Consider the following 11,894-nt stretch of genomic DNA (forward strand, 5'->3'; position numbering starts at 1 on the left):
CTCGGGACGAGGACGGCACGGGCAGTCACAATAACCAAAAGCAAGAACAGCACCGCGCATGAAAACCCTGACGACGACGCAAGAGCTGGCCGCATTCTGCTCGGCTGCTGCACAATATCCTTATGTCACTGTAGATACCGAATTTCTGCGCGAACGGACCTATTATTCGAAACTCTGTCTGGTGCAGCTTGCGGTGCCATCGGAAGATGAAGACAGCGCCGTTCTGGTTGATCCATTGGCTGACGGCATGTCGCTGGAGCCTTTGTACCAGCTGTTCAGCGACGAAAGCGTGGTCAAGGTTTTCCACGCGGCGCGGCAGGATCTTGAAATTTTTTGGGTCGACGCGGGTGTCTTTCCGACTCCGTTGTTTGATACTCAGGTCGCTGCGATGGTCTGCGGTTTTGGTGAACAGGTTGGCTATGAAACTCTGGTCCGGAAGATCTGCAAGGAAGGGGTCGATAAAACTTCTCGCTTCACCGACTGGTCACGGCGCCCTCTGACGGATGCGCAGAAAACATACGCACTGGCAGATGTAACCCATCTTCGGAAAATCTATGAGCATCTGGCTGCAGAACTTAAGAAGTCGCGCCGGGATCACTGGGTCGCAGAAGAGCTTCGCATACTGACCCGACCCGAGACATATGACATTCGCCCGGAAGAGGCGTGGCGGCGGGTCAAAACGCGGACCAACTCTGCCAAGTTTCTGGCCGTGGTTCGAGAGCTGGCGCAGTTCCGTGAAGCCTATGCGCAAGAGAACAATGTGCCACGAAGCCGTGTGTTCAAAGACGATGCGTTGATCGAGATGGCCTCGACCAAGCCCAAGACGCCCTCTGATCTGGGCGGGTCGCGCTTGTTGCTGCGCGAAGCGCGCAAGGGGGCGATCGCAGAAGGCATTCTGGAGGCGGTAAAACGGGGCGTAGGTTGCCCGCATGACCGGTTGCCGAAGATTGACAACAGCCGCGACAAGCTGAAGGTCAACCCGGCGCTTGCAGATTTGCTGCGCGTTCTTTTGAAATCAAAGACCGAAAGCGCAGGCGTTGCCGCAAAATTGATCGCCTCCAGCGCGGAATTGGATCAGATCGCTGCAGGCGAACGAGAAGTTCCCGCCATGTCCGGTTGGCGGTTCGAGGTTTTTGGCGAGGACGCGCTGAAGCTTTGCGAAGGCAAGATTGCTTTGGCAGCCAAGGGACAGGCTGTACAGGTTGTCTCGCTCTAACGGCGACGAGATTCCAACGCGTTCTGCTGGCCTTTGACCCGAACTAAACGAATACCTTCCAGTTCTTTTCGGCTTACATTGACGGCCTCTGAAACCATCCGCGACCGTTCGGTGCCCTGCGCAGTGGCGTAGTCCGGGTAATCCACGCGGAAGGTGAACTCCATAACGCCATTTTTGCTGAGTTCTTCGGATCTTACGCGCGCGAGCTGTGCGTTGAACGCACCCTGTCGAATGGCTGTGCCAGCCGCATAGATGATTGCGCCCGTCGAGGTTGGGTCGATCCGCAATTCGTTGATCACGGCGATTGGAACGCTGTTATCCTCGGCGTCCGGACGCTCGAACAGGCCTTTTTTGTCGGCATTTTCGGGAACCAATGCATTGGCGTCATCGGCTGATACTTCGGATGGGCTGGGTGTGCTGCTGCCAAACCAGTTCGATGGATTCGCGCTTGAGTTGCTCCAGTTGCTACAAGCGGACAGAGCCATTGTGAAGATCATCAGAACAGGCAGAGTTTTGTGCATGGACCCAGTACTTTGTGCAACTTTACCTGCATCGGGTTAACGCAAATTCGATCGTTTGAAAAGCCACGCTGGGGACTGGACAGTCGGTAGCGCTGAGCATAGTTCACAATTGTGAATGCGTAACGCAAGGACGGACCCGATATGGCAACGCCAGCCTTCGAAGAGATAGTCGAGGATTTCGAGTTCCTGGAGGACTGGGAAGACCGCTATCGCCATGTGATCGAGCAGGGCAAAGCGATGGAGCCTCTGGATGATGCATTCAAAGTCCCTGCGACCAAGGTGAATGGTTGCGCCAGTCAGGTCTGGCTGCATCCAACCATTGAGGGCGGTCAATTCCGCTTTGACGGTGACAGCGATGCCCTGATTGTTCGGGGCTTGATTGCGGTTCTGCGTAGCCTGTATAACGGCTTGCCGGTGGCCGAGGTGCCCAGTGTTGATGCCGGTGGAGAACTCGCGCGACTGGGGTTGCAGGATCATTTGTCTGCCCAACGTTCAAACGGGTTACGCGCTATGATAGAACGTATTCGCGAAGTGGCATTGGCCAGCGCCTGACTTTTAGGTGGATTTGCGCGCTGCCCAGTCAGCAAGCGTGGTTTCCAAATCGCCATAGCCGGTTTGCCGACGCTCGAACTCCAGCCCCATCCGATCAGCGCACTCCTGCGCGCGACGAGTCAAGTCGGGATCATCGGTTTGCGCCTGATAAACGAGCTTGGTGTAATTTCCGAAATACATCTCTCGCAATTCAGGATGACGGTCCAGACCCAGCGGTTTCCAGACAAACGCATCAAACTGCCGCGCAAGGAAATCTGTCAGATAAAAAGCGGTGGTTTCATCGTCGCCATGCGCTGCAAAGGCAAGATTGCCCTCGAAGAAGGAATAGCAATGGGGCCCTTGGATCATCTCGACCCCCAGTCGCTCGCACGCTGCTTGTAGCAACCCACCGGTTCCGCAATCAGCATAGACAACGTAGATGCGGTCGTATGAGTCTCGATGCTTGGCAACCGCATCCTCGACCGCCTGTGTGATCTTTTCCGGGTGCACATGCAAAATGGCGGGCAGGCAAGTCAGGGCCATGTGATCCCAGCCGTTCCGTTCTTTCAGGTCCAGAATCTCGCGGGCCAGTGCACCGCATGCGATCAGAAGAATCGACTCGGCGCTGTGCGCTGCGACATAGCCCTGACGGGTCAGGCTGTCATCGTCTGGGATCTGTGAGTCGGTCATCTGATCTCTCTGGCTGGTCTCTAGCTATATATGTGCCCGAGGTTCGGACAAAAAAGGCCGCCCCAAAAAGGACGGCCTGTCTCACGATATGATCTCGCGCCTTAGCCGGCCAGTTGGTTGTGCTTGCGCGACATGAAGTCCTTGGCCATTTCCACCGCCACGGCTGCGTCGCGGCAATAACCGTCAGCGCCGATCGCCTTGCCGAACTCTTCGTTCAGCGGAGCGCCGCCAACCAGAACGGTGTACTCATCACGCAGGCCTTGTTCGACCAACGTGTCGATTACGACCTTCATATAAGGCATCGTCGTCGTCAGCAGAGCGGACATGCCCAGAATGTCGGGCTGTTCGTTTTCCAGCGCTTCGAGGTAGTTCTCGACTGGGTTGTTGATGCCGATATCGACAACTTCGAACCCGGCGCCTTCCATCATCATCGCAACAAGGTTCTTGCCGATGTCATGGATGTCGCCCTTTACGGTGCCGATCACCATCTTGCCAACGCGCGGAGCACCAGTTTCAGCCAGCAGAGGCTTCAGGATCGCCATACCGCCTTTCATGGCGTTGGCCGCCAGCAGCACCTCAGGCACGAACAGGATGCCGTCGCGGAAGTCATGGCCGACAATTGTCATGCCGCCAACCAGCGCTTTGGTTAGGATGTCATAGGGTTGCCATCCGCGCTCGAGCAGGATGTTCACACCTTCTTCGATCTCTTCCTTCAGGCCGTCATAAAGGTCATCGAACATCTGTTCGACGAGTTCGTCGTCATTCAGTTCGGACAGGACGATGTCTTCTTCATCAGACATGGGTATTTCCCTGAGCTGTGCGGGCCTGCGGCCCGTGGTGGCATTTTCACCGTTTTGGCCATTTCGTCGCAGGTCTACTGTGACGATTGCGACCTAGGTCGTTCTGAGACCGACCTATAGGCCGAATATTCGCACTCAGCGACATCGAATTTTGCAAGATCATCCTGCATTGGTTTCATTAGCCACGGTAAATTCACCTGCAGTCTAATGCGTCGCCTGTTTCGAGCATCTGATGATTTTTGGGAAACGAAACATGAATCTTGCCAGTGAAACTGGTTTTAATTACATCTAGTGATAGGAACAAAAGGCGAACAAATGACTACTGCCATCAAAAGCCCTGGGCGCGGAGCAACCTCAAACGAAGCAGGTCGATTCGAGAGGTTTACAACCGAGTTGACCGAAGATGGCTGGGATTTGCCAGACGAACTGCCCCCTTTGCGGACCGAAGTTCGGGAAGAAATGGCGCGCAATCTGATTACCTATAACAAGTCGCCGGACCTACCTTTTGACAGATCCATAAACCCATATCGGGGCTGCGAGCATGGATGCGTGTATTGCTTTGCTCGGCCAACGCATGCGTATCTGGGGCTGTCTCCGGGCTTGGATTTCGAAACCCGCCTTGTTGCGCGACCCAATGCGGCTGAGCTATTGCGTCGCGAACTCTCGGCACGTTCTTACAAGGTGGCCACGATTGCACTGGGCACCAACACCGATCCTTATCAACCGATCGAAAAAAACCGCAAGATAACAAGAAGCTGTCTAAAGGTGCTGAGAGATTTTCAGCATCCGGTCGGTATTGTGACCAAGGGGGCTCTGATCGAGCGTGATCTTGATATTCTGGCACCGATGGCCCGCAATGGCCTTGTCCGGGTTGGCATCTCGCTGACCACATTGGACCGCGATCTTTCCCGACGGATGGAACCACGAGCACCTTCGCCGCAGCGCAGGCTCGGAATGATCCGCAACCTGACCGAGGCTGGCGTGCCTGTGCGCGTTATGACGTCTCCGGTGATTCCCAGTTTAACCGATCATGAATTGGAAAACCTGTTGGAGGCCGGAAAGCAGGCTGGCGCCGATGCTGCAAGCTGGATCATGCTGCGGCTACCGCGTGAAGTATCCGCGCTCTGGCGCGAGTGGTTGATCGAACATCAGCCGGGCAGGGCTGAGAAGGTGATGGCACGGCTGCGCGAAATGCATGGGGGTAGGGAATATGACCCCCGGTGGGGCCACCGCATGCGGGGCGAGGGGACCTATGCCGAGATGATTGCGCAACGGTTCAAGGCCACAGTCAAACGTCTCGGGCTGTCGACAGACATGCCGCCTCTGAACTGTGCGGCGTTTGCACCTTCACCCCAGCCCGGTGATCAACTGGCTTTGTTTTGAAGCCTTGGTTCAGAAACTAATGCCAATACCGGCCGAGAAGCCGTTGACGGTATCGCTGCCGTAGTAGCGGACCATAAACCGTGTCGTTGATACCCAAGGCACCCATGTGTCAGACAGATCGACCTCGATCCCACCACCTACGCGGGCCAGCCAGTCGGTGCCCAATACAAGTGACTGATCCCCGATCAGATAGGACAGGGACAGATCGCCCACCCAGCGGACCGGGCGACCGAACATGCGTTTTCCAGTTGGAAAGCGGTAGCGTGACCACAGAACTGCATTTGCGGCAGTTGATTCAACCAACAGGTCCTCGTTGTCTCCGATAGGCCAGTATTCGATATGGGTATAGCGCAGGCTTGCCTCGAATTCCCGGTCGTTGGACAGAGCTTTCTCGTACGAGACCGTCATCGATCCGCCTGCGCCACCAGCCCAGATGCCGCCGCTTTCGAGAAAGTCTCGATCAAGCCCCAGGCGGTTGGCGATGGCTTGCGCACCGACAGATGCGTCGGATTGCGTACGCCCGACCGAGATATGGGCCATCGGGGTCATTTTCCAATACTCGCCGATGTCGAACTGATAGCCGACACCGCCGGTCAGGGCGAGGCTGGTCCATTTCAGCGGAATACGCGTGGTGTCTCCGGTGCCGCTGAAGGTCAGAACGGGGTCATAGCGCGCGTAGCCTATATACCCCTCAAGATAGATCGGCACGCCCTCAGCAAGGCGAAACCCGCCGCCCAGCTGGGCGGATTTGAAATCGTAATCGCGATTGTCTGTATTTGATTGCAGCGAGATTGCGCTGGCAGAATCATCCGGGATGCCTGCTAGCCCTAAGATTGCCAGCGACCCGGCGGCGTTTTCCTGCTGCTGCTTCTCAAAAGCACGTTCCAGCACGCTTTGAGCGGATGCCGATTGCGCAATTAGCAACATAATGAACAATAGGATTAAACGCATGAGAACCAAACACTATTCGCCGGACGCGGCAACATTAGGCGGACTGAGGCAGTGCGGAAAGATGCATCGAAACAGTCATTTACGATTGGTTTCGAACGGTCTCATTTTGGTAACGCCAAGGAAAAAAGACCCCGGATAACCGGGGTCTTCACATCGATATTGTGTGTGAATCAGCGGTTTTCGATGTCCACGTAATCGCGGTTGGTCGCGCCCAGATAAAGCTGACGTGGGCGTCCGATCTTATTCTGTGGATCGGCAATCATTTCTTTCCACTGGCTGACCCAGCCAACGGTGCGTGACAACGCGAAGATTGGCGTGAACATCGACGTTGGGAAACCCATCGCTTCCATCACGATGCCCGAATAGAAGTCGACATTCGGGAACAGTTTCTTTTCGATGAAATACGGATCTTCCAGAGCCTGTTTTTCCAGCGCCTTCGCGACCTGTAGTTTGGGATTGTTTTCCACGCCCAGCAGGTCAAGTACTTCGTCTGCCGATTGCTTCATCACTTTCGCGCGTGGATCGAAGTTCTTGTAGACGCGGTGGCCAAAGCCCATCAGACGGAACGGGTCATCTTTGTCTTTGGCGCGCTCGATAAACTCGGGGATGCGGTCCACGCTGCCGATCTCTTCCAGCATTTCAAGGCAAGCCTGGTTCGCACCACCATGGGCCGGACCCCAGAGACAGGCGATACCGGCCGCGATACAGGCGAACGGGTTTGCACCCGAAGAAGATGCCAGACGCACCGTCGAAGTCGAGGCGTTCTGTTCGTGATCCGCCTGCAGCATGAAGATACGATCCATGGCGCGTGCCAGAATCGGGTTCACCTCGTAATCTTCGGCAGGAACGGCAAAACACATGCGCAGGAAGTTTGACGCATAGTCCAGGTCGTTGCGCGGGTACACGAAGGGCTGACCGATATGGTATTTGTAGGCCCAGGCCGCGATGGTCGGCATTTTTGCGATCAAACGGTGCGAAGCTACTTCACGCTGACGCGGGTCCGCGATGTCGGTCGAATCGTGATAGAACGCGGACATGGCACCAACCACACCCACCATGATGGCCATCGGATGCGCATCCCGGCGGAAGCCGCGATAGAAATACTGCATCTGCTCGTGCAGCATCGTGTGGCGGGTGATTGTGGTCTCGAAGTTCTCCAGATCCTTCGCCGAAGGCAGCTCGCCATACAGCAGTAGATAGCTGAGTTCGAGGAAATGCGACTTCGAGGCGATCTGTTCGATCGGATAACCGCGATGCAGCAACTCGCCCTTGTCACCGTCGATGAATGTAATGGTGCTGTCACAGCTTGCGGTCGACGTGAAACCTGGATCATAAGTAAAGACGCCAGCCTGACCATAGAGCTTGCGAATATCGATCACATCGGGCCCAGCGGTCGGAGAAAACACCGGCAGATCATAGCTTTCGCCGTGGACAGTCAGTTTGGCTGATTTTTTGCTCTCGGTCATGTTTGTCCCTTCTTCATTCGTGCGCATGCCGGATCGCTGTCCGACAAAGCAGGCAACGACTGCGTTCCGTCGCGCAGTCCGTTCTTAACGGAGCAGCGTTACCCTTATGTGAAATCAGGCCGGGTTCGCTGCATCAGAAAGCCGCGCCAGGGTTTCATCGCGCCCAAGCACAAGCATCATGTCAAATACCGAAGGTGTAACTGCCCGGCCCGCTAGTGCCGCCCGCAGCGGACCAGCCAATTTGCCGAACTTAACCCCATTCGCCTCTGCGAACGAATTCAGGGTCTCCTCCAGTTCGTTCCGGGACCAGCTAGCATTTTGCAGCTGCGGCGTCAATTCTTTCAGTATACCGTCGGATACAGATGCCAGCGCCTTTGCGGCCTTTTCATCTGGCTGGATAGGTCGCGACGTAAGCACAAAATGAGCTTTTTCAATGAGTTCCGGGAACGTGCGTGCGCGGTCCTTGAGGCAATACATCGCACGGATCAAATCACTGGATTGTGTTTCGGAAAGCGGCGGCAAACCAGCTGACTTCAGATATCCCTGAATTTCATGCTGCAGCGCGGCATCTTCCCCGACGGCAATATGTTGTCCACAAAGGTTTTCAAGCTTCTTCACATCAAATCGCGCCGGGCTTTTGCCGATGCCATCCAGATCGAACCACTCTTTAGCTTGGGCATCGGTAAAGAACTCATCATCCCCATGGCTCCAGCCCAGCCGAGCCAGATAGTTGCGCATTCCGGATGCCGGATATCCCATAGCCTGATATTCTTGCGCCCCCAACGCACCGTGACGTTTGCTGAGCTTTTTCCCATCTGGTCCATGGATCAAAGGGATATGCGCCCAGACTGGTACATCCCAACCCATCGCCTCGTAGATCATCATCTGACGGGCGGCGTTGTTGAGGTGATCGTCGCCCCGGATCACATGAGTCACGCCCATATCATGATCGTCAACCACAACGGCCAGCATATAGACCGGAGTCCCATCCGAACGCAGCAGGATCATGTCATCCAACTGATCGTTGCGAATGGTGACATCGCCCTGCACCTGATCGCGGATCACAGTGGCACCGTCATGCGGAGCCTTGATGCGGATCACGTAAGGTGCGTCGGGATGTGTGGCAGGGTCAGCCTCGCGCCACGGGCTGCGAAACAGGGTCGACTGCCCCTCGGCCCGCGCCTGTTCACGGAATGCAGCGATTTCTTCCTGCGTCGAAAAGCACTTGTATGCCTTGCCGTCGGACAGCAATTGATGCGCGACCTCTGCATGTCGAGGGGCACCCTCGAATTGGCTGACGACCTCACCGTCATGATCAAGCCCTAGCCAGTCCATGCCTTGCAGTATGGCCGCTGTTGCTTCCGGCGTGGAACGTTCCCGATCGGTATCCTCGATCCGCAACAGGAACTTGCCGCCGCGACCCCGCGCATAAAGCCAGTTGAACAGCGCAGTGCGGGCGCCACCGATATGCAGAAATCCGGTGGGAGAGGGGGCAAAACGGGTGACGACCTGATCGGACATGGTGTGGATTAACCTTTTGGTAACCTTAGCGGGCATAGTTTGGCGACTATCTACCCAGCCCGAAGGACGGGGGCAACCATGCGTGTTCTGACACGGGTCGAGACCGCATTGCTGACCCAGCGGGGACACTTGTTTCCGTGGTCCCCGATCTGCCTGGCGGCCGGGATTGGCTGGTATTTCAGCCTCAGGTTCGAACCCGAGGTTGAGCTCTATGTCGGCGTTCTGGCGCTTGCCTTGCTGGCGCTTGCCTCCACCCGTTTGATGGGGGCCGCGTGGTCACCGTTGGCCACTGGCTTAGCCCTGATCGCGATGGGGTTCGCTCTGGCCGGGGCGCGGGCACATATGGTTGCGGAGCCGGTCCTGCAATGGCGTTACTATGGCCCGGTCGAGGGGAGGGTCGTAGCGCTGGACCGCTCTGCGTCGGATGCGCTGAGGGTGACATTGGATCAGGTGCGGATCGGGGACGTTCCTGCTGATCAAAGACCCCGGCGCATCCGGCTGTCTATTCACGGGGAGTCAGTTGCGCTGTCCCCGGGTCAGCGGATTATGACCACAGCACATCTTTCGCCGCCGCAAGGGCCAGTTGAACCCGGAGGTTTTGATTTTCGCCGCCACGCCTGGTTCCAGCAACTCGGCGCTGTTGGATACACTCGGGTTCCGGTCCTGACGTCGGCTGCGGCGCAAGATGGTTTGGACGGAGTGCGTATCACGGCCTTGCGCATGGAGATCTCGGATCGGGTGCGCACGATCCTGCCGGGCGAAGTCGGGGGCTTTGCCGCCGCCGTAACTACCGGTGATCGCAGCGGGATGGGGCAGGCCTCGTTAGAGGCGTTGCGCGCGTCCAACCTGGCTCATCTTCTGGCGATTTCGGGCCTTCACATGGGTTTGTTGACCGGTTTCGTTTTTGTGGCGTGCCGCATGGGGTTCTCAATGGTACCTGTCCTCGCGCTTCGCATGCCCGTACGCAAGGTGGCCGCGCTCTGTGCGTTATTCGCGTCGACAATCTACCTGCTTCTGTCTGGTGGGAACGTCGCGACTGAGCGCGCCTTTGTGATGGTCTGCGTTATGCTGGGGGCCGTATTGCTGGACCGGCGCGCGATTTCATTGCGGGCGGTGGCCATGGCTGCGCTGATTGTTCTTACCTTGCGCCCGGAAACTCTATTGAGCCCCGGATTTCAGATGTCTTTTGCTGCTACAACCGCCTTGGTCGCAGGGTTCGGCGCATTGCGGGACTATGGCCCAATGCCAGGCCCAAAGTGGCTGCGGCCTGTGCTGGCCTTGTTGACATCCTCGGCGATCGCGGGGATCGCGACAGCTCCGATCGGGGCGGCGCATTTTAACGCTATTTCGCACTATGGGTTGTTGGCAAATCTCGTCTCCGTGCCCGTCATGGGAACGCTGGTCGTTCCAAGTGCGGTGGTCGCCGCCCTTCTTGCACCTTTTGGGCTTGAAGCGATTGCATTGCACGTAATGGGTCTTGGGCTGAGATGGATCCTTACCGTTGCCAATTGGGTCGCGGGACTGGAGGGCGCGCGCGGGTACGTAGTAAGCCCAGACTATTTCGTATTGCCTGCTCTGGCTCTGTCTCTTCTGTGGCTAATGCTGTGGCAAGGGCGCGCACGGTGGCTCGGCATCGCTCCGGCAGCATTAGCGATAGCGCTGTGGGGTCAGGGAAGCCGCCCAGACGTGCTGATCGCCGATACCGGCGGGCTGGTCGGAGTGATGACTGAACACGGGCGCGCGCTGAGCAAACCGAAAGGTAGCGGATTTGTCGCGTCGGTGTGGCTGGAAAATGACGGGGACGGGGCAGATCAACCAAAGGCCGCTTTGCGATGGCCAGAGGCATCAGCGGGAATTCAACGTTTTCTTCTGGGAGACAAAGAGCTTGTCCACTTGACTGGCAAGCGGGCTGCGAGCGCCTTTCAGGAATGCAGGAAAGATCAGATCATTGTCGCCCCGGTGTCGTTGACTTTGACCGGTGAATGCAGCGTTTACGATACGGAATTTCTGCGGAAGACAGGCAGTCTTGCGTTATCCAAGGGGCGTTTGTTCGCGAGTTCTGGTATCTCAGGCCGCCGCCTATGGTCCCCCAAGCTGCCTCAGTAGCTTCGGATCAAGCCTACCAGGCGGCCCTGAACTTTCACCTTGTCCTCTGGCAGCACGCGGGTCTCATAGGCCGGATTTGCCGCTTCCAGCGCAATGGCCTGACCTCGGCGGAAAAACCGTTTCAGCGTGGCTTCCTGATCTTCCACCAATGCCACCACGATGTCACCGTTGTCAGCGGCCGTTGTTTCGCGGATCACCACGACATCGCCATCGTTGATACCGGCGTCGATCATCGAGTCGCCACGAACCTCAAGCGCATAATGTTCACCACGGCCCGAAACCATCGAGCCCGGTACCGCAACGCGGTGCGAAACATGGCTGATCGCTTCGATCGGTACACCGGCAGCAATCCGGCCCATAACAGGCAATTCCATCGCATCAACTGTGACGGGTTCAAAGTTCGCGGGGCGTGGACCTTCAGGGCGATCGCCTTCAATCACACGCGGTTTGAAACCTGCCGTGGGCTCTCCCCCAAGGCTTTCTGGCAGCTTGACAATTTCGATGGCACGAGCCCGATGGGCAAGGCGGCGGATAAAGCCACGTTCTTCAAGCGCGGTGATCAGTCGATGAATCCCGGATTTTGACCGTAGATCCAACGCGGCCTTCATCTCATCAAAACTGGGCGGAACACCGTCCGCTTGCACGCGTTTGTGGATGAATTCCAGCAAATCCAATTGCTTCTTGGTCAGCATTGCTCATACCTCGTCGC

11 protein-coding genes are annotated in these 11,894 nt (G+C 56.9%); 4 read left to right on the forward strand and 7 right to left on the reverse strand.

All coding sequences use genetic code 11. The features are described 5' to 3' along the window. The first annotated feature begins 58 nt into the window (after window positions 1-58). Window positions 59-1,216 (forward strand): ribonuclease D, encoded by a 1,158-nt coding sequence (gene rnd / locus AC2TEM_RS01175; protein ID WP_170421839.1) that lies wholly within the window; start codon window positions 59-61, stop codon window positions 1,214-1,216. Here rnd and AC2TEM_RS01180 read toward each other — a convergent pair. Further along, window positions 1,213-1,737 (reverse strand): hypothetical protein, encoded by a 525-nt coding sequence (locus tag AC2TEM_RS01180; RefSeq protein ID WP_170392961.1) that lies wholly within the window; start codon window positions 1,735-1,737, stop codon window positions 1,213-1,215. The two genes, rnd and AC2TEM_RS01180, sit on opposite strands and share 4 nt — an antisense overlap. Window positions 1,738-1,878: 141 nt before the next feature. Between AC2TEM_RS01180 and AC2TEM_RS01185 the strand changes: the two genes are divergently transcribed. Continuing rightward, window positions 1,879-2,289: a SufE family protein gene (locus AC2TEM_RS01185; RefSeq protein WP_170392962.1), complete on the forward strand. Its 411-nt coding sequence runs from the start codon at window positions 1,879-1,881 to the stop codon at window positions 2,287-2,289. Window positions 2,290-2,292: 3 nt separating this feature from the next. On the opposite strand, the gene AC2TEM_RS01190 is transcribed toward AC2TEM_RS01185, so the two are convergent. Continuing rightward, complete coding sequence (locus AC2TEM_RS01190; RefSeq protein WP_170421836.1) at window positions 2,293-2,958, reverse strand: DUF1638 domain-containing protein; 666 nt, start codon at window positions 2,956-2,958, stop codon at window positions 2,293-2,295. A 101-nt stretch (window positions 2,959-3,059) separates the two neighbouring features. Then, window positions 3,060-3,758: a corrinoid protein gene (locus AC2TEM_RS01195; RefSeq protein WP_170392964.1), complete on the reverse strand. Its 699-nt coding sequence runs from the start codon at window positions 3,756-3,758 to the stop codon at window positions 3,060-3,062. A gap of 315 nt (window positions 3,759-4,073) precedes the next feature. On the opposite strand from AC2TEM_RS01195, the gene AC2TEM_RS01200 reads away from it, so the two are divergent. After that, on the forward strand, window positions 4,074-5,141 hold the full coding sequence (locus AC2TEM_RS01200; protein ID WP_480855958.1) for a PA0069 family radical SAM protein: 1,068 nt from the start codon (window positions 4,074-4,076) through the stop codon (window positions 5,139-5,141). 9 nt (window positions 5,142-5,150) lie between these two features. Here the strand turns inward: AC2TEM_RS01200 and AC2TEM_RS01205 are convergent, their stop codons facing one another. The 3 genes from AC2TEM_RS01205 to gltX form a co-directional block, all read right to left on the reverse strand. After that, window positions 5,151-6,092 carry an autotransporter domain-containing protein gene (locus AC2TEM_RS01205; RefSeq protein ID WP_170421830.1) on the reverse strand — a complete coding sequence of 314 codons (942 nt, stop codon included), beginning with the start codon at window positions 6,090-6,092 and terminating at the stop codon, window positions 5,151-5,153. Window positions 6,093-6,262: 170 nt separating this feature from the next. Further along, a complete protein-coding gene (gene gltA, locus AC2TEM_RS01210) occupies window positions 6,263-7,558 on the reverse strand; it encodes a citrate synthase (protein ID WP_170392967.1) in 1,296 nt (431 codons plus the stop codon). 114 nt (window positions 7,559-7,672) lie between these two features. Further along, on the reverse strand, window positions 7,673-9,079 hold the full coding sequence (gene gltX / locus AC2TEM_RS01215) for a glutamate--tRNA ligase (protein WP_170421827.1): 1,407 nt from the start codon (window positions 9,077-9,079) through the stop codon (window positions 7,673-7,675). Window positions 9,080-9,157: 78 nt separating this feature from the next. On the opposite strand from gltX, the gene AC2TEM_RS01220 reads away from it, so the two are divergent. After that, complete coding sequence (locus tag AC2TEM_RS01220) at window positions 9,158-11,185, forward strand: ComEC/Rec2 family competence protein (protein WP_170421824.1); 2,028 nt, start codon at window positions 9,158-9,160, stop codon at window positions 11,183-11,185. Here AC2TEM_RS01220 and lexA read toward each other — a convergent pair. Next, window positions 11,179-11,877 (reverse strand): transcriptional repressor LexA, encoded by a 699-nt coding sequence (gene lexA / locus AC2TEM_RS01225; RefSeq protein WP_170392970.1) that lies wholly within the window; start codon window positions 11,875-11,877, stop codon window positions 11,179-11,181. The genes AC2TEM_RS01220 and lexA overlap by 7 nt on opposite strands. Window positions 11,878-11,894: the final 17 nt, after the last annotated feature.

Source organism: Ruegeria sp. HKCCD3925 (assembly GCF_057221175.1).